The sequence below is a fragment of the Oceanisphaera marina genome (assembly GCF_014643915.1).
Lineage (GTDB): Bacteria > Pseudomonadota > Gammaproteobacteria > Enterobacterales > Aeromonadaceae > Oceanimonas > Oceanimonas marina.
This window is the reverse complement of record NZ_BMKE01000021.1, coordinates 1-26,851: the sequence shown is the minus strand read 5'-3', so window position 1 is coordinate 26,851 and position 26,851 is coordinate 1. Positions and strand designations below refer to the sequence as shown.

General features: G+C 53.9%; 22 protein-coding genes, 1 tRNA gene and 1 riboswitch. Of the genes, 7 read left to right on the top strand and 16 right to left on the bottom strand.

The annotated features are described in order from the left end of the window. Positions 1-150 precede the first annotated feature (150 nt). Together IEW52_RS12295 and tilS are read left to right on the top strand one after the other, a co-directional pair. Entirely contained in the window at positions 151-900 is a 750-nt protein-coding gene (locus IEW52_RS12295) for a M48 family metalloprotease (RefSeq protein WP_188630373.1), read from the top strand. Positions 901-1,063: 163 nt separating this feature from the next. Further along, positions 1,064-2,392 carry a tRNA lysidine(34) synthetase TilS gene (gene tilS, locus IEW52_RS12290; protein ID WP_188630372.1) on the top strand — a complete coding sequence of 443 codons (1,329 nt, stop codon included), beginning with the start codon at positions 1,064-1,066 and terminating at the stop codon, positions 2,390-2,392. A gap of 268 nt (positions 2,393-2,660) precedes the next feature. Here tilS and xthA read toward each other — a convergent pair whose 3' ends face one another. Beyond that, positions 2,661-3,467 (bottom strand): exodeoxyribonuclease III, encoded by an 807-nt coding sequence (gene xthA, locus IEW52_RS12285; protein ID WP_188630371.1) that lies wholly within the window; start codon positions 3,465-3,467, stop codon positions 2,661-2,663. 588 nt (positions 3,468-4,055) lie between these two features. Between xthA and IEW52_RS12280 the strand changes: the two genes are divergently transcribed. Together IEW52_RS12280 and IEW52_RS12275 are read left to right on the top strand one after the other, a co-directional pair. Beyond that, positions 4,056-5,087, top strand: coding sequence for an efflux RND transporter periplasmic adaptor subunit (locus IEW52_RS12280; RefSeq protein ID WP_188630370.1), 1,032 nt, complete (start codon positions 4,056-4,058; stop codon positions 5,085-5,087). Next, positions 5,074-8,166: an efflux RND transporter permease subunit gene (locus IEW52_RS12275; RefSeq protein WP_188630369.1), complete on the top strand. Its 3,093-nt coding sequence runs from the start codon at positions 5,074-5,076 to the stop codon at positions 8,164-8,166. Before IEW52_RS12280 ends, IEW52_RS12275 begins: the two co-directional genes overlap by 14 nt. Before the next feature lie 499 nt (positions 8,167-8,665). On the opposite strand, the gene IEW52_RS12270 is transcribed toward IEW52_RS12275, so the two are convergent. Then, positions 8,666-8,750: transfer RNA gene (locus IEW52_RS12270), tRNA-Tyr, on the bottom strand. 124 nt (positions 8,751-8,874) lie between these two features. On the opposite strand from IEW52_RS12270, the gene IEW52_RS12265 reads away from it, so the two are divergent. Next, positions 8,875-9,348 (top strand): VC2046/SO_2500 family protein, encoded by a 474-nt coding sequence (locus IEW52_RS12265; protein ID WP_188630368.1) that lies wholly within the window; start codon positions 8,875-8,877, stop codon positions 9,346-9,348. Between the two features lie 104 nt (positions 9,349-9,452). On the opposite strand, the gene IEW52_RS12260 is transcribed toward IEW52_RS12265, so the two are convergent. The 6 genes from IEW52_RS12260 to IEW52_RS12235 all read right to left on the bottom strand — a co-directional run bounded on the left by IEW52_RS12260 (position 9,453) and on the right by IEW52_RS12235 (position 14,990). Continuing rightward, positions 9,453-10,541 carry a ketoacyl-ACP synthase III gene (locus tag IEW52_RS12260; RefSeq protein ID WP_188630367.1) on the bottom strand — a complete coding sequence of 363 codons (1,089 nt, stop codon included), beginning with the start codon at positions 10,539-10,541 and terminating at the stop codon, positions 9,453-9,455. Between the two features lie 373 nt (positions 10,542-10,914). Further along, positions 10,915-11,292, bottom strand: a complete 378-nt coding sequence (locus tag IEW52_RS12255; RefSeq protein WP_188630366.1) for a thiol-disulfide oxidoreductase DCC family protein — start codon at positions 11,290-11,292, stop codon at positions 10,915-10,917. An 80-nt stretch (positions 11,293-11,372) separates the two neighbouring features. Beyond that, positions 11,373-12,848 carry a carboxypeptidase M32 gene (locus IEW52_RS12250; RefSeq protein ID WP_188630365.1) on the bottom strand — a complete coding sequence of 492 codons (1,476 nt, stop codon included), beginning with the start codon at positions 12,846-12,848 and terminating at the stop codon, positions 11,373-11,375. Positions 12,849-12,955: 107 nt separating this feature from the next. Beyond that, positions 12,956-13,096, bottom strand: coding sequence for a DUF3149 domain-containing protein (locus IEW52_RS12245; RefSeq protein ID WP_188630364.1), 141 nt, complete (start codon positions 13,094-13,096; stop codon positions 12,956-12,958). A gap of 203 nt (positions 13,097-13,299) precedes the next feature. Continuing rightward, the gene (locus IEW52_RS12240; RefSeq protein ID WP_188630363.1) at positions 13,300-14,154 is read right to left on the bottom strand and encodes a TraB/GumN family protein; all 855 of its coding nucleotides are present in this window, start codon (positions 14,152-14,154) and stop codon (positions 13,300-13,302) included. A gap of 5 nt (positions 14,155-14,159) precedes the next feature. Then, positions 14,160-14,990, bottom strand: coding sequence for an SDR family oxidoreductase (locus IEW52_RS12235; RefSeq protein WP_188630398.1), 831 nt, complete (start codon positions 14,988-14,990; stop codon positions 14,160-14,162). A gap of 624 nt (positions 14,991-15,614) precedes the next feature. On the opposite strand from IEW52_RS12235, the gene IEW52_RS12230 reads away from it, so the two are divergent. Then, positions 15,615-17,696 carry a putative bifunctional diguanylate cyclase/phosphodiesterase gene (locus IEW52_RS12230; protein WP_188630362.1) on the top strand — a complete coding sequence of 694 codons (2,082 nt, stop codon included), beginning with the start codon at positions 15,615-15,617 and terminating at the stop codon, positions 17,694-17,696. Between the two features lie 112 nt (positions 17,697-17,808). Here the strand turns inward: IEW52_RS12230 and IEW52_RS12225 are convergent, their stop codons facing one another. The 7 genes from IEW52_RS12225 to IEW52_RS15920 form a co-directional block, all read right to left on the bottom strand. Then, entirely contained in the window at positions 17,809-18,366 is a 558-nt protein-coding gene (locus tag IEW52_RS12225; protein WP_188630361.1) for a manganese efflux pump MntP, read from the bottom strand. 13 nt (positions 18,367-18,379) lie between these two features. Beyond that, positions 18,380-18,543: riboswitch (yybP-ykoY riboswitch) on the bottom strand. Positions 18,544-18,652: 109 nt separating this feature from the next. Beyond that, positions 18,653-19,891 (bottom strand): organoarsenical effux MFS transporter ArsJ, encoded by a 1,239-nt coding sequence (gene arsJ / locus IEW52_RS12220; RefSeq protein ID WP_188630360.1) that lies wholly within the window; start codon positions 19,889-19,891, stop codon positions 18,653-18,655. Then, positions 19,892-20,893 carry an ArsJ-associated glyceraldehyde-3-phosphate dehydrogenase gene (locus IEW52_RS12215; protein ID WP_188630359.1) on the bottom strand — a complete coding sequence of 334 codons (1,002 nt, stop codon included), beginning with the start codon at positions 20,891-20,893 and terminating at the stop codon, positions 19,892-19,894. A gap of 4 nt (positions 20,894-20,897) precedes the next feature. Beyond that, the gene (locus IEW52_RS12210; protein WP_188630358.1) at positions 20,898-21,404 is read right to left on the bottom strand and encodes a cyclin-dependent kinase inhibitor 3 family protein; all 507 of its coding nucleotides are present in this window, start codon (positions 21,402-21,404) and stop codon (positions 20,898-20,900) included. An 11-nt stretch (positions 21,405-21,415) separates the two neighbouring features. After that, on the bottom strand, positions 21,416-22,435 hold the full coding sequence (gene arsB / locus IEW52_RS12205; RefSeq protein WP_188630357.1) for an ACR3 family arsenite efflux transporter: 1,020 nt from the start codon (positions 22,433-22,435) through the stop codon (positions 21,416-21,418). A 16-nt stretch (positions 22,436-22,451) separates the two neighbouring features. Beyond that, positions 22,452-23,171, bottom strand: coding sequence for an arsenical resistance protein ArsH (gene arsH / locus IEW52_RS12200; RefSeq protein ID WP_188630356.1), 720 nt, complete (start codon positions 23,169-23,171; stop codon positions 22,452-22,454). Continuing rightward, positions 23,161-23,952, bottom strand: a complete 792-nt coding sequence (locus IEW52_RS15920; protein ID WP_188630355.1) for a metalloregulator ArsR/SmtB family transcription factor — start codon at positions 23,950-23,952, stop codon at positions 23,161-23,163. The genes arsH and IEW52_RS15920 overlap by 11 nt, the downstream gene beginning before the upstream one ends. 355 nt (positions 23,953-24,307) lie before the next feature. Here IEW52_RS15920 and IEW52_RS12190 point away from each other — a divergent pair, with 355 nt between their 5' ends. Next, positions 24,308-24,757, top strand: a complete 450-nt coding sequence (locus IEW52_RS12190) for a PliI family lysozyme inhibitor of I-type lysozyme (protein ID WP_188630354.1) — start codon at positions 24,308-24,310, stop codon at positions 24,755-24,757. 513 nt (positions 24,758-25,270) lie between these two features. On the opposite strand, the gene IEW52_RS12185 is transcribed toward IEW52_RS12190, so the two are convergent. Continuing rightward, positions 25,271-25,474, bottom strand: coding sequence for a cold-shock protein (locus tag IEW52_RS12185; RefSeq protein WP_188630353.1), 204 nt, complete (start codon positions 25,472-25,474; stop codon positions 25,271-25,273). Positions 25,475-26,851: the final 1,377 nt, after the last annotated feature.

Genomic DNA, 26,851 nt, shown 5'->3' with positions numbered 1-26,851 from the left:
TAATAAAAACGATAATCGGGTTATGATTCGAATGGAGCTGCTTGGTCGTATTGCAAGTTGCGCCCGCACGCAATGTTTATTATTAAAGATATAAACGCGATTAGATTAATTCTTATTAATATTTTTACGAGCACACACAACGAGACGAAAATGAAGAAAACATTAATTGCAGCAACGTTACTCACTCTTGGCTTAAGCGGTTGTGTATCCAACGACGGTGGTGGCTATATGCAGGCAGGATTAACTGCATTTAAAGGCATGACATTAAGCAAGGATGAACTGCAGGCCCAGGCAAGCCTGTCTGCCAAGCAAATGGACAGCGAGAACAAATTGGCGCCGGCCAACAGCCGCTACAGCAAGCGGTTAGCCAAGTTGACCAAAGGACTGACGTTTGTTGATGCGACGCCGCTTAACTTTCAGGTTTATCTGGCCGATGAAATCAACGCCTTTGCCATGCCAGACGGTACAGTGCGCGTTTACTCGGGCCTGATGGACGTGATGAAAGACGACGAGCTGGTCGCCGTTATTGGCCATGAAATTGGTCACGTCAAGTTCGAGCATTCTCTCAGCCAGTTTAAAACGGCGTATATGACGACCGCTGCACGGCAAGCCGCCGCCGCCGCTGGTGGCACGCTGGGAACTCTGGCGTCGTCTCAGTATGCGGATATTGGCACCAAGTTCATGAGCGCGCAGTTCTCCCAGAGTGACGAGTTGGAGTCTGATGTTTACGGCATAGAGATACTCTGCCAGTTGAATATGGACCCTTACGCCGCCATGCGCGCGCAACAGGTATTGCTTAAGCACTCGGGCAATGGCGGCGGTTTGTTCTCCAGCCACCCATCCAGCGCCGAGCGCATAGAAAAAGCCAGAGCAGCCGCGGCCAGCGCCAAGTGTAGCTAACCGTAAGCCGAGAGCTGGAATAACAGCGTCGAGCTAAATACAAAAAACCGCCAGCCTGGCGGTTTTTTGTTATTCTTGTGCTCCAGGTTCAACACCGGCGGTTGCTTTTTTTGCCGTCATCCTACGCTCGTCAGGATCTCGGTTTTGGTTTTAAGGTTTGGTGATGGATATTTACCCTGTATTTTGCCGCAATATGCGTGAGTTACCCCCAGATTCATCCCTGGTGGTGGGGTTTAGCGGCGGGCTGGACTCTACCGTATTGCTGGCACTGGCGGCTCGCTGGTCAAAAGAGCAGGGCGCCTCGCTTAGAGCGATTCATATTGCTCATGGCTTGCAGGCGGCTGCGGAGGTCTGGCCGGCGCATTGTGCCCAGGTCGCCGAGCAGCTTGGTGTTCCCTGCCAAACCATAGCGGTGCAGGTGAAACTGGGGCCCAGAGTCAGTCTGGAGGCGGCGGCCCGAGATGCGCGTTATCAGGCATTGGCCGATGCCATGCAGCCCAACGACATATTACTGACCGGACATCATCTTGATGATCAGGCCGAAACCCTGTTGCTGGCGCTTAAACGGGGGGCGGGTATAGCCGGGCTGGCCGCCATGCCAGAGCGCAAGCCCTTTGGCGAACAGAAAAAAAACAACCAACAGTGGCGGCCGTTATTAACCTGCTCGCGCCACTCGTTGGAGGCCTATGCCGAACGGCACCAGCTGAGTTGGGTAGAGGATCCCAGCAATAACGACGATGCCTTCGATCGCAATTTTTTGCGCAATCGCATCCTGCCCGGTTTGCTGGTGCAATGGCCGTCATTCAATCACACCCTGGCCCGCAGTGCCGAACTGTGTGCCGAGCAGATGGACTTGGCTCAGGAGGTGGCGGAGCAAGACCTGCCTGCCTTGATGAACGAACAGTTGGGGTTGATGATTGCGGGGTTGCAGGCATTAAGCCCGGCCCGGCGCTCGAACGTTCTACGCCATTGGTTACAACTACACCAGATTCATCCCGGCCGTAGTCAGCTGCAGGCTATCTGGCAGGAAGTGGCGCTGGCTCGCGCCGATGCCACGCCAGAAGTGCGTTTGGGTGAATCTCGCGTATGTCGTTATCACAGCGCGCTTTACGTGCCCCCGACATTGGCCGAACCTCAGCCGTTAGCGGAAATTATGGCGGAACAATGGCTGAGCTGCGGCGCCGGACTGCTCAGGTTGAGTGCCGTGGAGCAACATGCCGATTTAACCGCGGAGCTGGATTCTGCCCTGCTACGTATTGCGTTTCAGGTGCCGGGCCTGCGTGCTCAGCCGGTAGGCCGCGCCGGTTCCCGGCCGCTGAAAAAGCTCTGGCAAGAATACGGCGTGCCCCCCTGGCAACGCGCACATATTCCGCTACTGATGCACGGCGATACCCTGGTCGCCGCCCTCGGCCTGTTTGTGTGTCAGGAGTTCAGCCCCGACCCAACAGCAGCCGGCTGGCGGTTGGAGTGGCAACCAAAGCTTGGGTCGTGAAGCGAAAAGAAAGCCGTAAGCTTTAAGCCAGAAGCTGTAAGTTAAAACCTAACCCCAATCTTGGCCGTCATCCTGATGAACATCAGGGGCTCGGTTTTGGTTTTTGGTAGGTGCCGCTTTAGCTGGCACTCCCGCGTTAGCGGGATTTACAATCAACCCTGCTAACGCAGAGCCGGCAGCTAAAGCGCCGGACTACAGGGTATGGTGTTCGTAGGTGTTGGCCTTATGTCGTTCTCTTCACTCTTTCCGCTTCACCCATCATCGGGTTTTATTTAAATGTCGCCCAGATGGGGGCGTGATCCGAGGGTTTTTCGATGCCGCGCAGTTGGTAGTCGATGCCGGTTTCCTGCAGTTGTTCAACCAGCGGCTGGGTAGCCAGCACCAAATCGATACGCAGGCCGCGATTATCATCAAAGCCCCGGCTGCGATAATCAAACCAGGAATATTGCTCGGCTTGCTCCGGGTTCTGCAAGCGCCAGGTATCCGTCAGCCCCCAGCTCAGCAGGCGCTCCATCCATTCTCGTTCTTCCGGCAAAAATGAGCATTTACCATCGCGCAACCAGCGCTTGCGGTTGGGCTCGCCAATACCGATGTCGAGATCGGTATGCGAGATATTGACATCTCCCATCACAATCACGGCTTCATCCGGGGTGTGGTATTCGGTGAGGTAGGCCTGCAAGTCTTCATAAAAACGCGCCTTGGCCGGAAACTTGGTTTCGTGCTTGCGGTTTTCACCCTGAGGAAAATAGCCGTTGAGTACCGTGACTTCACTGCCGTCGGGGCGAGCAAAGCGGCCCATGATCATGCGGCGCTGGGCATCTTCTTCATCATTGGGAAAGCCTTTGCGAATTTCCAGCGGCGTGTGTTTACTGAGCAAGGCCACGCCATAGTGGGCTTTCTGGCCATGAAAATGCACCTGATACCCCATGGCTTCCACTGCTGCTACCGGGAATACCTCGTCGTGCACCTTGATTTCCTGCAGTCCGATAATGTCGGGCTGATGCTTGTCGATTAGCGCCTGCAATTGATGTAACCGAGCTCTAAGACCATTGATATTAAAGGAAATAACTTTCATAACTGCGCCTGATGCAAAAACATGACGCTATGCTAGCAGAAAGCATCGGCTCCAGCGAAATATTGGTAGTGAAGGGCGAAGAGTGAAGGGTAAAGCGAATAAGCCAGCCCCGAATTTGCAGAGCCGGTGTTTTGGCCGTCATCCTGATGAACATCAGGGTCTCGGTTTTGGTTTTTTGTAGGTGCCGCTTTAGCTGGCACTCCCGCGTTAGCGGGATTTACAATCAACCCTGCTAACGCAGGGCCGGCAGCTGAAGCGCCGGACTACAGGGTGCCGGTGTGTTTTGGTAGGGTCGAATTCATTCGACCCTACCATTGATGATGACTTCGCCGTCATCCTGACTATCGTCAGGACAGGATGTGGTATTTTTTCAGGTTTTGGGGTTATGTCGTTCTCTTCACTCTTTACTCTTCACTCTTTACGCTTCACCCATCACCGATATTCAGTGTTTTACTTTCAGCTTCCAGCTGTGTGTCAGCCACACTTTGTCACATTTTAGCGGCTTGCTGACATAGTCTGGCGTGGGGAAACAGGTAAACTAAGCCAGGTTTAGGGTTAACAGGCCCTGTTATAAGGAATAAAAAAAGCATGCTTGATAACAAATATTCTGGGTGGCTGGGAGCGGGGTTACTGGCATTGGTCGCACTTACTCCGGCTACCGTGCTGGCGCAGCGCAGTGCCGTGGTGACCACGGTGCGGGTAACTGAACAACCAGTTTCTGCCAACATTGAACTGATCGGTACCTTGAAGGCGAGCCAGCAAGTGGCCATAGCGCCGCAGGTGAGTGCTCGGGTTACGGAAGTACATTTTGTGCCGGGCCAGGAGGTTGAACAAGATCAGCTGTTATTAAGCCTGGACGACAGGGCGGCGCAAGCGGCGGTGCGCGAAGCCCGCGCCGTGCTGATGGATGCACGGCGAATTTCCAAAAATTATCAAACCCTGTTCACGCGCAAGGCGGTGACCCAAACCGAGCTGGACGGGCAACAGGCCGCCGTGGCCATGGCCGAAGCCAAGCTGGCAGCGGCCAGTGTGGCGGTGGATTATTTAACGCTGCGCGCGCCCTTTGCCGGTGTGATGGGGCTGAGCGACGTTGCTCCCGGTGCCTTGCTGGCAGCCAATACCCCCGTGGCCGAATTGCTGGATATTCGCAGCCTGAAGCTTGATCTGGCAGTACCCGAAAAATACTTTGGCAAGCTGACCGTGGGTGAGCAATTAACCGCTTATACCCAGGCCTATGGTGAGCAGGCATTTATCGGCGAGCTGGCGGTGATTGCGCCCAGTGTGAACAGCGATACCCTCAATGCCGAGGTACGACTGGTATTTGATAACAGCGATGGACTGCTGGTGCCGGGCATGTTGATGCGGGTACAGCTGACCATTGCCAACAACACGCAAATGACCATTCCTGCCCAGAGCCTGCTGTATGCGGGCCAGCAGCGTTATGTGTATGTGGTGGATGAAGAGGGCAAAGTCAGCCGCCGCAACGTGAACACCGGCCGTAACCTGGGCGACATGGTGACCATTGCCAATGGGCTGAAAGTGGGCGAGCAGGTGATCCGTGAAGGCACCGTCAAGGTGCGTGAAGGCAGCATGGTTGAGGTGATCAATGAAGCTCTCTGATCTGTCTGTCGCGCGCCCGGTACTGGCTACGGTATTCAGCCTGATGCTGTGCGTGTTTGGGGTGATTTCTTTTTTTGAACTGCCGCTGCGCGAAATGCCCGACACCACCTCGCCGGTGGTCACGGTGCGTACCGACTATACCGGTGCCAGCGCCAGCGTGCTGGAAACCCAGGTCACCAAACGACTGGAGGACGAACTGTCGGGCATCAGCGATGTGAAATATATCAGCTCCAGCACCAGCGACGGTCGTTCCAGTATCACCATTGAGTTCGATCCTGCCCGTGACCTGGACAATGCGGCCAGTGACGTGCGTGAAGCGGTTGCCCGAGCCTCCCGCAGCCTGCCCGACGAGGCAGACGCGCCCATAGTGACCAAAGACACCGGCCGCAACGACGTCATCCTGTGGGTGACGCTGCGCTCGACTGGCATGTCGCCACTGGCCCTGGGTGACTATGCCCAAAACGTACTGGCGGATCGGTTCAGTCTGCTTGATGGCGTGAGTTCGGTATGGGTGGGTGGGCGCAAAGAGCGGGTGATGAATGTGCGACTGGACCCCATGGCCATGGCGGCGCGGGGCGTTACCGTGGCGGATATTCGGGCCGCGTTACGTTCACAAAACGTCGAGCTGCCCGCCGGCACCCTGGAAAACAGCCAGCAGAACTTTGCCGCCCGCATTCAGCGAGGCTATGACCAGGCTACCGATTTCAACACCCTGAGCATTCGCCGTATCGACTCGGGCAGCCGTGTCTATCTGGGGGATGTGGCCGAGATATGGGAGGGCGAAAAGCCCGAAGATACCCTGTTTCGTTCCAATGGCCAAAACGTGGTGGGGCTGGGCATTGTCAAGCAAACCCAGGCCAATACCCTGGAAGTGGTAGATAAGGTCAAGCAGGCCATCGTTGCACAACAGCCCTTTTTACCCGAAGGCGCCGAGCTTACCTGGACCTACGACAGCTCGGTATTTATCGAGAGCGCCATCAGCGAGGTATACCAAACCTTGCTGATCACGGTGGGGCTGGTGGTATTGGTGATTTACATCTTTCTGGGGCAGGTGCGCGCCACCTTGATTCCGGCGGTGACCGTTCCGGTTTCTCTGATCAGTGCCTTTATCCTGGCCTATGCGCTGGGCTATTCGGTCAACCTGATCACCCTGATGGCGCTGATCATGGCCATTGGCCTGGTGGTGGATGACGCCATAGTCGTGCTGGAGAATATTTACCACCATCTGGAGCGGGGACGTTCACCGTTGGCGGCGGCCTATCACGGTGCCCGAGAGGTGGGGTTTGCGGTGATCGCCACCACCCTGACCCTGGTGGCGGTATTTTTACCCATCGTCTTTATGGGCGGCATTATTGGCCGTATTTTCACCGAGTTTGCGGTGTTGCTGGCCGGTGCCGTTATTTTCTCGTCACTGGTGGCGCTGACGCTCACCCCTATGATGAGTAGCAAGATATTAACCGCCAACCAGACGCCAGGCTGGCTGGCCACCCGCTTCAATGCCGGCTTTGCCCGGTTGGAACAACACTACCGCCGTATGCTGGGTGCTAACTTGAAGCGACCCTGGTGGGCTCCCGTGATTATGGTGCTGGCGCTGGGCGGGATGACGATATTGTTTAGTGCCGTGCCGCAAAGCCTGACCCCCAAAGAAGACAGGGGCGTGGTGTTCGTGATGGTAAAAGGGGCCGAAGGGGCCAGCTTTGAGCGCATGAGCAGCGCCATGGGCGAGGTGGAGCAAAGGCTCAGCCCCTTGCAGGAAGAGGGGACAGTGACCAGCCTCACGGTGCGTACCCCCGGTTTTGGCGGCGGGGTAAACAGCGGCATCGTCATTGCCAGTCTGGAAGCCTGGGATAAACGCGCGGTATCGGCCGAAGATATAGTAGGGAGAATTCGAGGCATGACCAAAGACGTGGCCGATGTACTGGTGATCCCCATTTTGCCGTCATCCATTCGAGGCGGGTCCAGCTCGCCGGTGGAGTTTGTGCTGGGTGGTGCCGACTTTGACGAGCTGTACGACTGGGCGGAGCAATTACGCGTGCTGGCGCGGGATAATCCCGGTTTGAGCGATCTGGATCTGGATTATGCGCAAACCAAACCCGAGCTGTTGGTTGAAGTGGATCAGCAGCGGGCCGCCAAGCTGGGCATTTCGGTCACCGAGGTGGCCGATAGCCTGAATGTCATGCTGGGCGGACAGGCCATCACCACCTACGAGCGCCAGGGCGAAGAGTACGATGTGTATCTCAAGGGGCTTCAGGATGAATTTCGCCAACTCAGTGACATTGGCAGTATTTATCTGCGCAGCGGTAATGGCGAGCTGATTTCGCTGGATAATCTGGTCACCCTGAACGAGCAGGGCGCGTCGCCGTCGCTGAACCATTACAACCGTAAAAAAGCCATCACCCTGAGTGCCAACCTGGTCGGCAATTACAGCCTGGGCGAGGCGCTCGATTATCTGGATCAGCAGGTGCGCGATAATCTGCCCGACTATGCCATTGTCGATTACAAGGGCGAGTCACTGGAATACAAGAGCAATCAGAGCGATGTAGCCTTCGTATTCGGGCTGGCGCTGGTGGTGGTGTTCCTGATTCTGGCGGCACAGTTTGAAAGCTTTATACACCCCTTTATCGTACTGCTGACCGTGCCTCTGGGCTTGGTAGGCGGCCTGCTGGGATTGTATTTTGCGGGGATGACGCTGAATGCCTACAGCCAGATCGCCATGGTGATGCTGATAGGGTTGGTGACCAAAAACGGCATCTTGATTGTTGAATTTGCCAATCAGTTACGCGATCGCGGTCATGCCTTCAGTGACGCCATAGTAGAAGCGGCAGTTCGTCGCTTGCGGCCTATCCTCATGACTGCCTTCACCACCATCATTGGCGCCATTCCGCTAATTCTGGCCAGTGGCGCCGGTGCCGAAAGCCGCCAGGCAGTGGGGATAGTGGTATTCGCCGGCGTGTCTTTGGCTACCTTGCTGACGCTGTTTATTGTACCGGCCATGTATCGACTGCTGGCCAAAGGTACTCAGTCACCCGAGCATCAGCAACAGTTGTTAGAGGCGGCGCTGGAAGAGACGGGTGAATAGTGAAGGGTGAAGAGAATAAGCTAACCATACCAAACACAGGGCCCAAGAATTTTTTGCCACGGAATACACGGAAGAACACGGACGAATGGCAATAAAATAATGGGGATTGGGGGTTTGTGGCTTGCCGTCATCCTGACAGGTTCTTGGTATTTTGTAGGGGGCCGCTTTAGCTGGCACTCTCGTCTTGGCGGGATTTAAAATACGGTATGACGGCATAAGGGGAGGCTGGAGTAGGGCTAGCTCTTTGCACTTTACTCTTTACCCTTCACCCATCACCACTTTCAATAGGCATAAAAAAAGCCAGTGCGATGCACTGGCTTTTTAATGATGGTGGAGGAGGCTGGATTCGAACCAGCGAAGGCTGAGCCGTTCCTCCACAGTTAACTTTTATACGGTATCGCTTTGCACTGTGGAACAGGCTAACCGTTTACTGCTTGCTCGATGCTTTAGTTAAATGACCTATTTAACTGCTGACCCACAGCAACGAGTGACAAATAGATGGTGGAGGGAGCTGGATTCGAACCAGCGAAGGCTGAGCCGTCAGATTTACAGTCTGATCCCTTTGGCCACTCGGGAACCCCTCCACACTTTGTGGAGCGCATACTACCAAAAAGATCCGGCTTGTGAACCCCTAAAGTGTAATTTTTTGCTAATTAAACAGGGTTTGCTGCCGATAACTAATCAAACGCCTAATATTTGCACTTTTTTATGCTGCCAGAACTCAATAACACACTGCTCGTTAACGACAGCCAACTCGGAGACCACCTTAATCAGGCGGTCCGGGAAGGTCGTCGTAGCGACTTTGGTTTATTGTTGGCGTTGTTGTCTGAAGATGCCCGGGATTTACCGCGCATTGAAGAAACAAAAAATGAACAGGGGCAACCAGACTGGCGCGAATACTTTGCGTTGCCGGGCCAAAACCCGCTGTATGCCGAAGAGCAGGATGAAATACGGGCTCCCCAGTTATCGGCCCTGGCTAGTGGTTTACAGCAAGACAGCTTGCGCCTGATGCTGGCCATGCGTGCCGAGCCGCTGCGGGTGAGCAATGACGTATTGCCAACCGACGTCAGCAGTAACCTCAACCCCCGCACCCGGGCAAGACTGGCCGGTGAATACATGACCAGCACCTTGCCACAAGATCCCAGCCGCATCCTGTCGGTGCTGGAAGCGTTAAAAGCATGATGGGTGAATGGTGAATAGTGAAGGGAAAAACACCGAGCTTCAGGCTCGGTGTTTATGTTGTTCTCTTTACCAATCATCAATCATCAATCATCAATCACCAATCACTAATCACCTTTCATCGGGCTTTCCTGGCAGCCCTTGATGGCGGGGGCCAGTAGCTCCAGTGCCGTTAACTCGCAGGGAGGCAGGGCGGCGTTGGACTGCTGTAATGGCGTGACGCGATCGCCCCAGCGAATAACGCCGGCACCCCAGGTCAGGCCTGCGCCAAAGGCGGCGGTAAGTAACAGCGCACCCGGCTGAATGCGGCCTTGCTCCAGGGCATCACACAGGGCGATAGGCACGGTGGCGGCTGAGGTATTGCCGTATTGCTCAATGTTGACCATGACCTTGTCGCTGGGCAAATCCATCTTTTTGGCCAGGGTTTCAATAATGCGAATGTTGGCCTGATGAGGCAGCAACAGGTCGATATCCCGTCCTTCTACTCCTGCCTGGGCCAGTACATTGGCAGCCGCTTCGCCCATGCCTTTGACCGCGCGCTTGAAAATCTCTTTACCTTCGAAGTTCACTTCAAACAGACCATCGGTATGGGCAAAACGCTCGCGGTTGGTGCCGGAGTTGGGCACGGCCAGAATGTCGTTGGCTTCGGCATCGCAGCCCAGCTTGTCGGCAATCAACCCCAGAGCTTGCTCGCTGGCTTCCAGTATCACGGCACCCGCACCGTCGCCAAACAGCACGGCGGTGTCGCGTTTGGTCCAATCGAGATAATGGGTCAACCGCTCGGCACCAATCACCAATATCCGTTGCATGGTGCCGGCCTTGATTAATGCGCTGCCCACACTCAAACCATAAATAAAACCGGTACAGGCGGCATTGATATCAAATACGGCAGCACTGCCAGCCCCCAGATTACGCTGTATGGCAGAAGCGGCGCTGGGCACCAGGGTGTCCGGGCTGGCGGTGGCCAGAATAATGCAGTCCAGATCATTCGGCGCCAGTCCGGCGGCGGCCAGCGCATGGCGAGCGGCGACGGTGGCCAGCTCGGAGGTGGATACATGAGCGATACGACGAGAGCGAATACCGGTACGGCTGTAAATCCAGTCGTCAGAGGTCTCCAGAAAGGTGCTGAGATCGTCATTACTCAAGGCTGCCGGGGGCAAGCATTTTCCCCAACCCGTGATATTGGCGTAGCGCATAATAAGCCCTGCTTGGTGTGATAAAGTCTGTTACCGGTTATGCCCCAGCCATGTTTGGCTGTCAAATTTAAGTCATTTTGTGATGAGTGAAGCGTGAAGGGTGAAGGGAACAAGCCTCCCCCGAACTTGCAGAGCCGGTGTTTTTGGTCGTCATCCTGATGAACAGCAGGATCTCGATTTTATTTTTTGTAGGGTGCCGCTTTAGCAGGCACTCCCGCCCGTCTCAGCGGGATTTAAAACCCTCCTGCTAACGCAGAACCGGCAGCTGAAGCGCCGGACTACAGGGGGCGGGGGATTTTGTCGCTTTTGGTGTTTATGTCGTTCTCTTCACTTTTCCCCTTAATTCTTTACCCTTCACAATTTACTCTGGTACTTAGATTCGACCTTGTCGTTGCAAGCGGCGCTCTACCCAGGTGCGATAAAGCCAAGACAGACAAGGTCGAATAATGGGCAGGCCAATAAACCAGGCCAGCGGCTTGAGCCTTGGCACTCGACGCATCAACAAAATGTAGGCGTCGATTTCCGAGAATACCTGGCCATCGGCGGTTTGCACATGCAACTCGCGTAGTACTTTTTGTGGCGTCAGCCCCAGGCTCAGCAATACATCTTCGCGGCCGGTAATATCAAACCAGTAGATATCACTGCCCCCTTCACCGGCCCAGCGTTCGTAGTTGGCGCGATCCTTGATGCAACCTTCGCAACTGCCGTCATAAAACACCACCAGTTGATGGCGAGGCTTTTTCCCATCCATAGTCAGACTCTCCATCCATTACTGGTCTGCCAGATCCACATATTAAGCATAGACGGCATTAACCGGAATCCTGTTAACGGTTAACCCAGATAACGTTGCAGCAAGTGCTGTTTGAAGGCATCTGCATTCAATGGCTGACCACAGGCCTGAGTAATGAGGGTGTCGGTGTCATGCAGGCTGGCGTGCTGCCAAATATTCTGTTGCAGCCAGTCGAATATGCTTGGCAGACGTTGCTCAATCAGTTGATCCAGTGAACCTTGTTGTTGTTGCATGGCCGAGGCTTGCTGAGCGGCATACATGGCGCCCAGGGTATAACTGGGAAAGTAGCCAAAACTGCCGTCGGTCCAGTGAATGTCTTGCATACAGCCGTCTTTATAGTTGCCCTGAGTGCTTAAGCCCAAATAGCGCTGCATCAGTTGATCCCAACGCTCGGGCACGTCTCTGGCCTCGAGTTTGCCTTCAATGAGATCCCGTTCAATTTCGTAGCGCAGCATAATGTGCGCGGGATAGGTGACTTCGTCGGCATCGACCCGTATCAAACCGGGTTTCACTCGGGTATACAGCTTGGCCAGATTGTCCGGCGCAAACGCGGGTTGTGAACCAAAGTGGCGTTCCAGCAAGGGGGCCAGCTGGATAATAAAGGCCGGGTGCCGGGCCAGCTGCATCTCGAAGAACAGGCTTTGTGATTCATGCACGCCCATGGATCGGGCCTGGCCAACCGGCAGTTTGCGCCACTGTGCCGGTAGCCCCTGTTCGTAGCGGGCATGGCCGGTTTCGTGGATCACGCCCATCAGTGCCTGTGCCACGTCCTGTTCGTCGTAGCGGGTGGTCAGGCGCACATCTTCGCTGACACCCCCGCAAAATGGGTGCACGCTGACATCCAGTCGCCCGTGGTTGAAATCAAACCCCAGCAGCGTCATCACATCCAGCCCCAGTGCGCGCTGCTGCTCGATGGCAAAAGGCCCCTGGGGCAGCAAGACACTCTCGCCGTTTTGCTGGTGTTGTACCTGGTTTATCAGGTCGGGTAACCACTGTTTGAGGCCGGAAAATACATTATCGAGCGTGGCGCTGCGCATGCCTGGCTCGAATTGTTCCAGCAAGCTGTCGTAACGGGATAGCCCCAGTGCATCGGCGCGCGCTGCCGCAACCTGACGCGACAAGTTCAATACATCTTCAAACAACGGCAAAAAACCGGCCCAGTCGTTGGCGGGGCGCAGGGTGCGCCAGGCGTGTTCACAGCGCGATCCGGCCAGCGAAAACGCACCCACCAAATCACTGGGCAACAGGGTGGCATCGCGCCACTGGCGTTGCATTTCACTCAGGCTGACGCTTTGCGCAGGCGTTAATGATGCCTGCTGGGCGGCGGCAAACCAGTCTTCCAGTTTTGGATCCTGCAATTGTTGGTGGCTTAACACGGCCAATGCACTCATGGCTTCTGCTCGGGCCTGATTACCACCGGGCGGCATCATGGTGGCCTGATCCCAACCGCAAATCGCGCCTAAATGCTGCAAGTGATGGAGCTGTTCAAAGTGATGGGTTAAGGCAGAATAAGACATGGGCAGCTCCGTAAAATAGGGGACTGCAGTATAAGCAAGTTATTGAACAAGAGGAAACGACAAGCCCCGGGGAGGAGGAGGTGAGGGCCTGCCGTTGTAAACTGGGATTATTTTTCTGGCTGGGCGGTACGTACCTTATAGACAAAGTAGCAACCCAGAAAGCTGATGATAATCGTTGTAAAAATAATCGTCAGCATCGCCATTAAACCAACGTCGCTACCAAACATTAAATCAAGCCAGAATGCCATAGTCGTCTCCCTTCGTGTGCGCTATGACGGTATCTTATCGACTGGCCCCAATGTAATGCTGATCTCGATCAATAAAGCGACGTTCAGCGCATTTGTCGGCTTTTAAATCACTTTGCTTAGCCCATGAACAGGGGGGAAGGATGAGAAAACAGCTCTCTGCATCCCGCCAGGTATTTTATAACTCAGCTTGTCCCTTTTACTCTTCACCCATGACCCTTCACTTTTTTGATTTGGTAGCCGGCTTGTTGCAATAGTTGCAGCAGGCCGTGTTCACCGTATAAGTGCAGCGCCCCCACCACCAGCAATGCTTTTTGCGGCGCTTGCTGCTTCAGTGTGGCCAGCCAGTGTTGATTGCGTGCCAGCAAGAGTTCCTGCTCGATAAAAGCACTCAGCACGGGGGATTGTTCATCGTGTAATAACGCCAGCAGGGCCTGTTCGTCGCCGCTTTGCCAGGTGGTTAACAGCCGGTCTAGTTGCTGGGCCAGATGCTCTTGCTCGGCAAGGGTATGGCGCACAAAGTCCTGTTCCAGCTGGCGCCCGGGCAGCGAGGCCAGCAGCTCAAATACCAGCGTGGGTGACTCGAGCCCTACCACGGGAACCTGTTGCTGTTTTGCCAGGCGCAGCAGTTGCATATCCACTCCCTGGTGACTGGAAAATCCCAGACGCTGGGCATTGATCTGGCTGAGTTGCATGGCGGCAAACCAGGGGGGCAGTTGTTTTAACTGTGTCAGCCCCAGCGTATCAATATGCTGTTCCAGTTCGGTGGCGAGTGGCTTCCCTAATCGGGCTTGCCAGGTCTCGTTATCTGCCAGCGTCAAATAAGGAGCCAGCATCGCCGGGCTGAGGGTGTCGGGGTCTATTTCCAGATAAAGCCGCTCACTTGCTGCCAAACGCTGCAACAAGGGCTCGGGCAGGGCGCCAAGCCGCGCATCTGCCAGGTGAACAGAGCCAAACAGCCATAATTGCTGCTCGCCCTTGGTAGCGGACCACAAGGCGGGAGCGGCCAAGCTGTAAGTGCTGCTGCACCATAGCAACAACAAAGAAAAGAGTTTGAACACGGGGGTCAGCCTCCTGCCTTTAATAACAGTTTGTCCAATGCCCGTGCGCTCAGCAGGCGGCGCAACCAGCTCATCATCACGGTGGGCCGGGTAACGGGGTAGCGTATTTTCGGTTTGGGGCTGGTGAGTGCATGTAACAAGGGGGCCATGCAGGCTTCCGGTTCCAGGCTATAGCGCGAGCTGGGCCCCGGCCGTTGCAGTCGCTCCAGTGTTTGCTGATAACCGGCCTGGTGGCGGCTGGCATTGGCATCAATATGGCGCAAGAAGGCGGTTTTTGAATTGGCTCTAAAGCGAGTTTCAATAGGGCCTGGCTCTATCAGGCTGACCGCAACACCGGTGCCATGCAGCTCTAAACGCAGGGTGTCGGTGTAGCCTTCCAATGCGAATTTTGACGCGTTATAGGCGCCACGAAAGGGCAGGGCGACCAGTCCGAGAATAGAGCTGTTTTGCACGATGCGGCCTTCTTTGGCTGCCAGCATGGTGGGCAGAATTAACCGGGTAAGATGATGCAGACCAAATAGATTGCTTTCAAACTGTTCACGCAATGCCTGGGTTGGCAAGTCTTCCAGCGCGCCGGGCTGGCCGTAAGCTGCGTTATTGAATAATCCATACAGCTTGCCGCCGGTAAGCTGCAGTGTTTGGGCTACCGCTGCGTCAATGCTGGCTTCATCGGCCAGATCCAGTAATACCGCCGTAAAACCGGCTTGCTGCAAGGTATCTACGTCCGCTTGCCGTCTTGCCGAGGCAATCACCTGAAAACCCTGTTGTTGCAAAAAATGTGCGGCACACTGGCCAATACCCGACGAACAGCCGGTGATCAGCACGCTTTTTACCATCGAGTCATGCACCTGACCGGATTTATTCATAGATATCGCCATAGATAATGATAAGCCCAGAATCAGTTAAAATCTGGATTAGCTGAAATGAAAATAAACACTTACTCTGCCTGCGCTTGCGTGGTTCGGCAAGCTCATTGTCTACTTCGGATATGAGGGTGTTTAAGTCGGATTTTTAAGTGGTAGCAACATTTACTTGAACTAAATCACACCGATATAAGGAATGGTGTGCGGAATAGTGACCGTGCTACAGTTGGTCTTGCTGCTATTTACGAGCGGTTTCATGTGCAAGAACGATAATAATATCACTTATGCATTAGCCGCTGCTGGCTTCTATTAATCGCAGCAAGAGTCAGAGTGCTGGGGTAGACAGTGAAGCTGGATTGTCTGACGGTCATGTCTAATTCTTATCTGACGATTTTGTTTAATCATATCGTCTTGTCAGGCTATATTCCGGTCGGGCAGCTTCACGGATAATCGAAGTGTTTTTGTCGTCAATCGCGTATTTTTACAGCCAACTTAACTCGTTGCCGTTAGAATACGGGCACCCGGATCGGTGTTTAAATCAAGCGCAAGGCAGGATAGCCATGCACCTTTAATGACATTACACACAACAGGTTTTCAATGTTATCAAGCAGCTACAACCAGATTCTCGTTATCTGTTCCGTAATCGTTGCCATTCTGGCCTCTTATACGGCCCTTAACATGGCCAGCCGGGTATCCAGTACCTCGGGTAGATCTGCCTTGTTGTGGTTGATTGGCGGCTCTTTTGCTATGGGGTTTGGTATCTGGTCGATGCATTTTATCGGCATGCTCGCCTTTCGCCTTCCCATCTCATTGGGCTATGACGTCCCCCTTACTCTGGTTTCATTACTCATTGCCATAGTGTCCTCTGCGTTGGCTTTGTATTTGGTCTGTCAGGAAACCCTGCCCTGGAGCCGACTGGTGTCGGGAGGGGGGCTGATGGGGCTTGGGATTGCCAGCATGCACTATACCGGCATGGAAGCCATGCTGATGACTCCGCGGATCATTTATGTACCCTGGGTATTTGTGCTGTCTATCGTGATTGCCATTCTGGCGTCTATAGCGGCCTTGTGGCTGGCCTTTCGTCTGCGTAAAGACTCCACACGCACTCCCTTCACACGCATGGGCGCGGCCTTGGTGATGGGCTGCGCCATCGTGGGGATGCATTATACGGGAATGGCCGCCTCTAAATTTCCATTGAACAGTTTTTGCAGTGCGGCCAACAGTGGCATCGATACCAAGTGGTTGGCGATATTGGTGATTATTGTGAGCCTGGCGGTGTTTGCCATTGCGCTGATTATTTCTATGCTCGATGTTCGTACCGACCGGTTGGCCAACTCGCTCGATAAAGCCAATAACGAGTTGCTTGAGCTGGCGCTGCATGACAATTTAACCCGTTTGCCAAATCGCATGTTATTGGGCGATCGTCTGGAACAATCCATACACAGGGCAGAACGCAAGCAAGGCGAGTTTGCGGTGCTCTTTATGGATCTGGACGGATTCAAGGCTGTTAACGATATGTACGGCCATCATATTGGCGATTTGCTGTTGAAAGAAGTCGCTCGGTGTCTGCAGAAAATCTCGCGAGAACAAGACACGGCAGCAAGGCTGGGTGGTGACGAATTTGTGCTGTTGATGGAGCCGGACTCCCCTGAAAATTCGGCCTTACTGGCACAGCGATTGATTGACGTCATAGCGCAACCCTTTCATATTTCGAATATTTCATTGCATATATCAGCCAGCATCGGCATTGCCATTTACCCTCATGATGGCAAAACCGAACATGAGCTGATGGTGAACGCCGATGCTGCCATGTATCACGCTAAAAAACAGGGGCGCAACGGTTATCGCTTTTTTGAGCATGCTATGAATGCCGATGTACACCAGCAGATGCAGTTGCAGCAAGATCTACGTAAGGCGATTCATAACAACGAACTGGTGCTGTATTACCAGCCCAAGCTGGTGGCTCCGGCTGGGCCCCTCACGGGAATAGAAGCCTTGATCCGTTGGCAAAGCCCGGAACACGGCTTTCTTACTCCGGACCGTTTTTTGCCGCTGGCCGAAAGCTCGGGGCTGATAGTTCCGATTGGCAACTGGGTTATCAATGAGGCTTGCCGGCAGATGAAAGTCTGGTTCGATCAGGGACATAGTGACTGGAGTATGGCGGTGAATTTATCTGCCGTGCAGTTGGAGCACATCAGCCTGGTGGATGTGGTTAGAGAGGCGCTGGAAGAGCATGAGTTGTCGCCCGCCCATCTGGTGTTGGAAATCACCGAGTCTACCGCCATGCGTGATGCCGAAGCTAGCCTCAAGGTGCTGAACAAGCTGGCAGCGTTGGGGGTCTCCATTTCCATTGACGACTTTGGTACCGGTTACTCCAGCTTGCTTTACCTGAAGCACTTGCCGGCCAATGAGCTGAAAATAGATCGTGGCTTCATTACCGAGTTGGCGCAGGGTAACGATGATGAGGCCATTATTCAGGCGATTATTGCGCTGGGTAAAACACTGGGCATGAAAATTGTGGCAGAAGGCGTAGAAACGCCAGAGCAACAAGAGCTATTGACCCGGTTGGGCTGTGACACCCTACAGGGGTACTTGTTGGGCCGACCCGGGCCTGCCGATATGGTCTCTACCATCACGGAACAGCCAGAACGGGCTCCGGATTTGGTTCCCGCTTTTTAATCATATCTGCCTCCTCTGATTTGTTATCGGCTCGGGGAGGTAGATTTATGTGTACCCACTATCTTGTGGCAATGCATCACACTGCCTGCAAAGTGATGCATTGTCATCAGCATCAAAGGTGGTTGAACAAAATCCAGGCACCAATGGCAATCAGCGTCAGACCGCCCATTATCTCGGCCTTGTGGCCGAATAGAGAACCCACCACTTTTCCCAGCATAATACCCAGCGTCACCATTATGGTGGTAGCCAGGCCAATCAACCCCGCTGCCAGCAAGATATTGACCTCTATAAACGCGAGACTGATGCCGACCGCCATCGCATCTATACTGGTGCCAAATGCGGTCAGGGCTGTCTTGAAAAAGGAGTGTCTGGGCGCCGAATCGGTCTTGTCGTCGTCGGGTTTCAGGCCTTCATAGAGCATGTGCATGCCGAGGGCGACCAACAGAGTAAAGGCTATCCAGTGATCCCATGCTTCTACATAAGATGCGGCCGAATTACCAATCAACCACCCTATGATGGGCGTAATGCCCTCTATGATTCCAAAGATAAGGCCCATTCTCAGTGCTTCGGAAAAACGGGGATTTTTGAGGCTGGCTCCTTTGCCTATGGCCACCGAGAAAGCATCGGCAGACATGGAAAATGAAAGTAACAGCAGGGCGACAGGGTTCATTGCTAGTTCTCTGGTCAGGCTTCGAGTCCACGACATATCCACACGCCTGACCTTCAGCATGGATATATCGATGGTCTCGCCAACCGAGCGGTGTTCGCACCATGGCATATGGCCAAGTATGTTGACACGAACGCTTTCAAAAACCGAAAGCAGGCTACTCCCCAAAGAGCCGGCAGATTACCATAAATGACGTGAAAATCGAAGGTGAGCGCTTAACCAGGCTTTCTTCTTGTGACATGACAGACACAAGAAGAAAGCTGGCGGACGTTGAAGCGTATTTTTTGCGCTATTGGGATCTGGCTGCTTGTTCCGATCGTGGCAGCTTGACGGACACCAGTGTTGCCAGCAGTAAAAACGCCAGCGACACCCATAAGCAGGCTTGCAGACCTGCGCTGCCCTGGCCTGCCCACTGGAATATCCAACCCGATAACAGGGTGCCCAACAGGCGGCCCATGGCATTGGACATATAATAGAAGCCCACATCCATGGATACGCCATCACGCTTGGCATAGCGAATGATCAGGTAACTGTGCAATGACGAGTTGACCGCAAACACGGCCCCGAACAGCAGCAAGCCACCAATCAGCATGATAGCCGGATCCTGCTCCAGCATCAGCGCCAATGCAATCAGCCCGGGCAGCAGGGTTAACGCCAATGCCCAGAGGGTCGCCACCCGACCATCGGGCACCTTGCCCGAAGCCTTGCCGGTAATGCGCGGTGCCAGGGTTTGCACCAGGCCGTAGCCGATTACCCATAAGGCCAGAAAGCCGCCGGTCTGGCTGTGATTCCAGCCCAGGGTCTGAGACAAAAATACCGGCAGCGCCACCACAAACCACACATCACGGGCACCAAACAGGAACATTCTGGCCGCCGAGAGAATATTGACCGCCCGGCTTTTGGAGAAGATATCGCGAAATCTGGGCTTGTTTTTTGCCTTGCCAAGATCCTGCCGAAGCAAGACCAGACTCAGCAGCCACACCAGGGTGAGCGCCACCGCCATTGCCGCCACGGCACCGCTGAAACCCAACCCCATGAGCAACACGCCGCCCAGAAAGAAGCCGACGCCCTTGAGTGCGTTCTTGGAGCCGGTAAGAATGGCGACCCACTGATACAGCTTGCCCTGGGCATCTCCGGGCACCAGTAGCTTGATGGAGCTTTTGGCGCTCATCTTGTTGAGATCCTTGGCGATGCCCGACAAGGCCTGGGCCGCCATCACCCAGGGCACGCTCAACCAGACAGGCGGCACCAGCAGCATGGTCAGTGCCACCACCTGCAATGCCAGGCCAATGTTCATGGTGCGATTGAGCCCCAGGTGAGCGCCTAGCCAGCCTCCCACCAGATTGGTGATCACACCGAAGATTTCGTAAAACAGAAACAGCAGTGCAATCTCCAGTGGAGAATAACCCAGGCCATGAAAATGCAGTACCACCAGCATGCGCAAGGCACCGTCGGTAAGCGTGAAAGCCCAGTAGTTGCCGGTGACCACCAGATATTGGCGAATGGCCGGAGAAAACTGGCCCAGCATTCAGACTCGTCCTACCTTCAGCGCCAGTTCGGCAGTACGGTTGGCATAGCCCCACTCGTTGTCATACCAGGCGTAGATTTTCACCATGCTGCCATTTACCACCATGGTGGACAGGGCATCTATGATACTGGAGCGCGGATCCGTCTTGTAATCGATGGACACCAGTGGCCGTTCTTCGTAGCCCAGAATACCGTTCAGCTCACCCTCGGCGGCGGCTTGCAGCAGTGCATTGACTTCTTCGGCCGTGGTCTCGCGCGCGACTTCAAACACGCAATCCGTCAGCGACGCATTGGCCAGCGGCACCCGAATCGCATGGCCGTTCAGCTTGCCCTTCAGCTCGGGAAAAATATGGGTAATGGCGGTCGCCGATCCGGTCGTGGTCGGGATCAGGCTCATGCCGCAGGCACGGGCACGGCGTAAATCCTTGTGCGGGGCATCCAGAATAGTCTGGGTGTTGGTGATGTCGTGAATGGTGGTCATGGAGCCGTGCTTGATGCCCAGCTGCTCGTGGAGCACCTTGACGATGGGCGCCAGACAGTTGGTGGTACAGGAGGCAGCGGTCACTATGGGATGCTGCGCGGGATCATAGAGATGATCGTTGACTCCCATCACCACGTTCAGCACGCCTTCTTCCTTCACCGGCGCCGTCACCACTACCCGCTTGACGCCCTGATCCAGGTAGGCTTGCAGCACGGCCTTGCTCTTCATCTTGCCGGAAGCTTCAATGACCAGGTCGCAGCCCGACCAGTCCGTTTCCTCGATTGTTTTATTGTGACTGACCGTCATGGTGCGGTCACCAATGTGTATATTGTGACCGTTGGCGGTGGCTTCATGATTCCAGCGGCCGTGTACGGAATCGAAATTCATCAGGTGGGCCAGGGTGGCCGCATCGCCGGCAGGGTCGTTGATCTGCACAATTTTCACGTCACTGTGCTCGAAAAGTGCCCGCACGGTCAGGCGACCCATGCGCCCAAAACCGTTGATACCTATGTTGATGGTCATCTTGTTACTCCGCTGACAGGGTGGCTGAATTAAAAATATAATCCCGTTGTGCGGGATAGCTGAACGCCCGTGGGCGTAGCGCCTGAATGGCCGAGATTGCCGCTTCGGGCGACTCGCCCGAGGCAAGCATCAGCTTGGCGGCCACCATGCCAGTACGGCCGGAACCCCCTTTGCAATGCAGGACCAGTGTGGCTCCTGACTGCAGACGCTGCAGCAGCTCGGTATGACAAGCGCGCCAGGCCTGGTCAAAATCTGCCCCCGGCACGCCAAAGTCCGGTATTGGTAACTGGAACCAATCCAGGTGGCTGGCGTTTACGGCACCAGCAAAATCGGGCAGGCCCGATTCAGCAAGCTCTTCGCTACTCATCAAGGTGATAACGGCCGTGGCTCCCTGCGCTTTCAGTTGCGCCAGCGACTCGCTCAATGCCACATCCCGGGTGCCGGGGCAGGGCGTCAGGATCAAGGTGCCATTGTGAACGGGGAGTGACCAGCACGGATGGGATACAGACATGAATAATCCTCTTATTTGGCAAACCAGTGATGGGTTTTATTGACGAAATAAACCAGCGACAACATGACAGGTACTTCCACCAGAACCCCGACCACGGTGGCCAGCGCCGCCCCCGAATGCAGGCCGAACAGGGAGATTGCCACCGCCACCGCCAGCTCGAAAAAGTTGGAGGTGCCAATCATGCAGGCAGGGGCAGCCACATTGTGGGGCAGGCGCAACCAGTAGGCCGCAGCATAGGCGATGATGAAGATACCGTAGGTTTGAATGAGCAACGGAATGGCGATCAGGCCAATGGTCTGGGGTTGATCGAGAATGGTTTGTGCCTGAAAACCAAACAGCAGCACTATGGTGGCCAGCAGACCCAGCATCGACCAGGGTTTGAGCTGATGTAAAAAGACGTCAAGACGAGCAGTGTCCTGTTTTCGCTCCAGGCGGTGGCGAGTCCATATGCCGGCCAGCAGCGGTAATACCACATACAGCACCACAGACAGCAGCAGTGTTTGCCAGGGAACCTGAATATCGCTGACGCCCAGCAGAAAAGCGGCAATCGGGGCAAAAGCGAAGATCATGATGATGTCGTTGACCGATACCTGCACCAGGGTGTAATTGGCATCGCCCTTGGTCAGCTGGCTCCAGACAAACACCATGGCCGTACAGGGCGCCACACCCAGCAGGATCATGCCCGCGATATATTCCCCGGCACTGTGCGGATCAACCCAATCGGCAAAAAGCACACGAAAGAACAGCCAGCCCAGTGCCGCCATGGTAAAGGGCTTGATCAGCCAATTAACAACCAGCGTCAGCACCAGTCCCTTTGGTTTTCTGCCTACATCCTTGATGGCACTGAAGTCTATTTGCACCATCATGGGGTAAATCATCACCCAGATGAGCAGTGCCACCACCAGATTAACGTGAGCCAGCTCCAGCCGTGCGATGGCGGAAAACACATCAGGAGCCAGATTGCCCAGCACTACACCGGCAACAATGCACAGTGCGACCCAGAGGGTCAGGTAGCGTTCAAAAATACCCATTACAGTGGTCGCTTCCCTAAATTGCGCGCTGGTTAACGCGAGCGGAGAGCTGTTCGGCATTCTCGATGCGCTCCGAGTATCGATTGGTGAGGTAATCGCTGGCCCCTCGGGTGAGCAGGGTAAACTTCATCAACTCTTCCACGACATCGACAATGCGATTGTAATAAGGCGAGGGTTTCATGCGGTTGTCGTCATCAAACTCCATGAATGCCTTGGCCACCGACGACTGATTGGGAATGGTGATCATCCGCATCCAGCGTCCTAGAATGCGCATCTGGTTAACCGCATTAAAGCTTTGCGAGCCGCCACTGACCTGCATAACGGCCAGGGTTTTGCCTTGCGTTGGGCGCACGGCTCCCATGCTCAGCGGAATCCAGTCAATTTGCGCCTTCATTACCGATGTCATGGCCCCGTGGCGCTCGGGTGAGCACCACACCATGCCTTCGCACCACTGCACCAGCTCACGCAATTCCTGTACTTTGGGATGGTTTTCATCGGCATCGTCCGGTAATGGCAGGCCGCTGGGGTTGAAGATACGGGTATCCGCTCCCAGTACCTGCAGCAGCCGGTTCGACTCTTCGGTGACCAGTCGGCTGAAGGAACGCTGGCGCAAGGAGCCATACAGCAACAAGATTCTGGGGGCGTGCTCGGGGCCCGAAGCGCGTAAAGCGTCATGATCCATAGCTGGAAGTTGCTCACCATCAAGGTTGGGCAGGTCATTTATGTTATTGGTCATTAATCTTCTCCTCACCACACACATTGCCCCCCTGTGAAGGGCGTGAATTCATGTAGTTCAGGCGTGCCCCGGGTGTATTAAGCAGCTGTGGATTATGGGTTAGCGTGTCTTTTACAATGTTGTGCATCCAGTCGTTCAACAGCGGGTGTATGCGATAGAACACCCATTGCCCCTGACGCCGGTCCAGCAGCAGGCCCACTTTTCGCAACTGACTCAGGTGCCTTGAGATCTTGGGCTGTGGCAGACTCAGCGCGGCCATCAGTTCACAGACACACAGCTCACCTTGCTGTTCGATCAGCAGCAAACACAGCAGGCGGGTTTCATCTGCCAGTGATTTGTAAAAATCCAGCGGCTGTATGGATTTGACCTCGGACTTCACTTCTTTGCTGTTGACCTGCACAAACTGGCGGATCCGTTCACCGAGATCCTGCAGCGTCAGTGCAAAGGCTTTGGGGGCGTTACTGGTTTTGGGATCGGGAAAGTCCCATGCCATGACCACGCCACTGCCAGGCCAGTGCCGACATTCTTGATGCGCCTTGTCGCACAAGCTGATCACGAAATCGAAATGCTGATCTGCAATACTGTCGATGGACTTGGACACCAGGCCTTCGCTTGTGAGTCCAAAGTCCTGCAGCGCCTTAATGGTACGCGGATCGACCTCGGAGGGCTCTGTACCCGCACTGAATACCTTGAAACTGTCGCCGGCAAAATGGCGCAGCAAGGCTTCTGCCATTTGCGAACGGGCAGAATTGGCCGTACAGACAAACAGGACTCGTTTCATTGAATACCCTCTGAGTAACGTGGCTGAATGTTACATGCGGTAAAAAGCATATGCAAATAAACATATATGCATGATTTGAAATGAAACACAGCTATCAGCGACCAATTCAGGGTGATCTTTTATGCTGGGCGTCTTCTTCCATTCGGCGGCCCGCATAGTCATAATAAAATGGTTTCATACGATTCCATCTTGATAAGGGATATCAGCGTAGATACTGCGCACTGCCATGCCTCAAGATGAGTATGCGTGTTTTTGCCGGTGTGTATTTTTATGTAGATTTAAAATAACAATTAAATCATGTTGTTAGGCATCTTTGGTGCGCATTGTCGGCAGGCTGAACTAGAGGGGAGACGTTGTGATAAAAATCTGGAAAGCCGCAATCCTATTGTTCCTGGCTGTTCCCATTAGTGCCGTGGCACAGGACCGCTTCTCTTCGAAGCTTACCACCTCAACGGGACAAACACTGATCATCGCAGAAGGTGATTTTGAGGCTCGTTCTATTGGTAGCTTCAGCGTGCGGCTCTATGAGGCCGCGGCAGCGCCGGATGAAACTACCTTTTTCATTACTGGGCTGATTCGCGCTCGAGATGGATTTGTAGAAAAAACGCTCCTTGCTGATATCAATGGCGACCAGGAGCAAGAGGTTATTATTGTGGTGCGTTCCGTAGGTACAGGGAGTTACCAGTCAGCGCATGCGTTTGCAATTGTGAACGATACACTGGTATTCCTTTCTTCCGTGGAAGGTCTAGCCTCAGATGCAGATCCGGTCGCTGTCTTGCGGGAAGCAACGAGCAACCAGGAGTAATACCAAACAGATTAAATAACTGATCTATTTGGTTGTTCTACAAAAGGTCGGACAAAGTGGCCGGCTCCCCCGACTCGCCGTGGATCCCTCCCTGGAGGCTCAGCCGCGCCATCCGTGGCGCGGATGGTCGGCTGAGCAGATCCCTTTGTCCTTCTTGATGCACCGGCGTTGGCTGTTAGCGCCGTCCACAGACAACTCGATGCTCGAGAATAGGCAACAGAGATCGACTCCCACGACCGTGAAATGCCATGGACGGCATTTCCCGAGCCCTCAGGGATGAGTTCATGGCGTGTCGTGGAAGGCGACTGTGTTGCCTCTGAGCTCGGGTTTAAAAATGATCAGATCTTTATTCAAATTGGTATAACACTATACCTGACATGCGCTTAAGCCGACCGTGCAGTTCCCCGTTTGAACATAACGGCGTAGTATCGATAGCCAGTGAGTTGGTAAAATTCAGGCACAAAAAAACCCGCCGAAGCGGGTTTTTTAGACTGTTCATTACCCGAGGGGTAATTAGATAGCCTGAATCTGTGAAGCTTGAGGACCCTTGGCGCCTTGAGTGGCGGTGTAGGATACTGCCTGGCCTTCTGCCAGTGTTTTGAAGCCGCTGCTTACTATTTCTGAGAAATGTGCGAACAAATCTTTGCCGCCATCTTCAGGAGTAATAAAACCAAAACCTTTCGCTTCGTTGAACCATTTTACGGTGCCGTTAGCCATTTGTTCTTACCTTCATTCAGGAGTGAGCATACGCTCGAAAGTGCAATAAATATCAAATAAGGGAAGTTTGGTGACTGTGGAACCGTGAGGAACTAACAATATACAAAGGCCGCGCTAACTTGAAACATCTTGCTTGTGTGGTGCACAGTACGGCAGTAGAGGGGTAGCGTCAAACTAAATCGTCAATATTATCGATCATAGTTTGCGAACTGGACTCGTCTTCTGGGCGCCTGCTGATCATGACGTTTGTAGTAGAAAGCCCCCCCTCAGGCGCTGTCCGTCGGGTTAGGCTAAACGCGTTTAACTCGAACAACACTTAACCAAGAAAGGTCAACAGACCCTAGCCAACTATGCGGCCAAGGCACCAGCCCTTTACTCACCAGGCATCCTACAACAGTAATGCCGCATAACCTGCGTGGTTGTGTCGTTATTCCCGCGAAGGAGAGAATCCTGGGCCTGTGACGCAGCTCATCAGCCCGTGCTGCTCCTGCAAAGACACTGGCCCCGTGCCCGCTTACGCGAGGATAACGTTCCTTCGCGAGGGTGACGAGGAAGGAAAGACAGCCCAAGTATCCCCAGTGATGAGATATTGCTTATTACCCTTGATTAAAACGCGCAGCTTAAATATGAAATAGCGCGCTTATCACATCCGTTACCGACAGCCACGTTGAAATCGAGCCGGTATAAATTTCTGTGGTCGGTTCTCGACGGTAACGGATTATGATTGATGCCTACTGTCACGATTCAACAGTGAATAATCAATGCAGTATTTAAAGTCGAAGCTCGACTGTATATGGAGTTATTCAATGTGGGGGATATTCTTCCATTTTGCGACCTGCAACGTCATAATGCGATGGTTTCATACGATTCCAATACAATAATGGAGATCAGCCTCAAAACAGGGAAGAGGAGAGGCAAGGTCGCCCACAAGACTCGGGCGGTAGCGTGCCTGTTACAGGAACGTTCTGCTGATGGTGTCTGTATGAAAAAACAGTATTTTAGAGTCTGGTTGTGCTCATTACATACTTGATGCAAGCGGAGTTATACGACAGTTGTCGCAAAACTTCGTGATTTTGGGCCTGTATAGATTATAAGTCACTGAAAAATATATGATATTTAATAAGGTTGAAAGTGGATAAGCGAACAGACATGCTGCGTAAAAAGCGACCTTTGACGCTTATTCCTCGAGGTGTCATTTTTATGGTGCCTTAAGTTTTTGATAAAATTGAATTTTTAATGATGAGATTGATGCTTCAGCAGAAGTAAATGCGTTTTGCATAGATGTCATTTGTCGTTGAATTAGCTGTTGAACTTGCCTCGCAGGCTCGGGGAAGTGAATTCACATCAAGTATAGCTGGATAAACATACAGTGGTGTT

Excerpts from the sequence above, each read along its gene's own strand:
- IEW52_RS12210 (WP_188630358.1), bottom strand. The coding sequence starts at position 21,404 with ATGTCTGTATCCCATCCGTGCTGGTCACTCCCCGTTCACAATGGCACC.
- IEW52_RS12215 (WP_188630359.1), bottom strand. The coding sequence starts at position 20,893 with ATGACCATCAACATAGGTATCAACGGTTTTGGGCGCATGGGTCGCCTG.
- tilS (WP_188630372.1), top strand. The coding sequence starts at position 1,064 with ATGGATATTTACCCTGTATTTTGCCGCAATATGCGTGAGTTACCCCCA.
- IEW52_RS12250 (WP_188630365.1), bottom strand. The coding sequence starts at position 12,848 with ATGTCTTATTCTGCCTTAACCCATCACTTTGAACAGCTCCATCACTTG.
- IEW52_RS12185 (WP_188630353.1), bottom strand. The coding sequence starts at position 25,474 with ATGGCTAACGGCACCGTAAAATGGTTCAACGAAGCGAAAGGTTTTGGT.
- IEW52_RS12235 (WP_188630398.1), bottom strand. The coding sequence starts at position 14,990 with ATGGTAAAAAGCGTGCTGATCACCGGCTGTTCGTCGGGTATTGGCCAG.
- IEW52_RS12230 (WP_188630362.1), top strand. The coding sequence starts at position 15,615 with ATGTTATCAAGCAGCTACAACCAGATTCTCGTTATCTGTTCCGTAATC.
- IEW52_RS12245 (WP_188630364.1), bottom strand. The coding sequence starts at position 13,096 with ATGGCATTCTGGCTTGATTTAATGTTTGGTAGCGACGTTGGTTTAATG.
- IEW52_RS12255 (WP_188630366.1), bottom strand. The coding sequence starts at position 11,292 with ATGGATGGGAAAAAGCCTCGCCATCAACTGGTGGTGTTTTATGACGGC.
- IEW52_RS12275 (WP_188630369.1), top strand. The coding sequence starts at position 5,074 with ATGAAGCTCTCTGATCTGTCTGTCGCGCGCCCGGTACTGGCTACGGTA.
- IEW52_RS12280 (WP_188630370.1), top strand. The coding sequence starts at position 4,056 with ATGCTTGATAACAAATATTCTGGGTGGCTGGGAGCGGGGTTACTGGCA.
- arsJ (WP_188630360.1), bottom strand. The coding sequence starts at position 19,891 with ATGCTGGGCCAGTTTTCTCCGGCCATTCGCCAATATCTGGTGGTCACC.
- arsB (WP_188630357.1), bottom strand. The coding sequence starts at position 22,435 with ATGGGTATTTTTGAACGCTACCTGACCCTCTGGGTCGCACTGTGCATT.
- arsH (WP_188630356.1), bottom strand. The coding sequence starts at position 23,171 with ATGACCAATAACATAAATGACCTGCCCAACCTTGATGGTGAGCAACTT.
- IEW52_RS12260 (WP_188630367.1), bottom strand. The coding sequence starts at position 10,541 with ATGCGCTACGCCAATATCACGGGTTGGGGAAAATGCTTGCCCCCGGCA.
- IEW52_RS12295 (WP_188630373.1), top strand. The coding sequence starts at position 151 with ATGAAGAAAACATTAATTGCAGCAACGTTACTCACTCTTGGCTTAAGC.
- IEW52_RS12265 (WP_188630368.1), top strand. The coding sequence starts at position 8,875 with ATGCTGCCAGAACTCAATAACACACTGCTCGTTAACGACAGCCAACTC.
- IEW52_RS12225 (WP_188630361.1), bottom strand. The coding sequence starts at position 18,366 with ATGAACCCTGTCGCCCTGCTGTTACTTTCATTTTCCATGTCTGCCGAT.
- IEW52_RS15920 (WP_188630355.1), bottom strand. The coding sequence starts at position 23,952 with ATGAAACGAGTCCTGTTTGTCTGTACGGCCAATTCTGCCCGTTCGCAA.
- xthA (WP_188630371.1), bottom strand. The coding sequence starts at position 3,467 with ATGAAAGTTATTTCCTTTAATATCAATGGTCTTAGAGCTCGGTTACAT.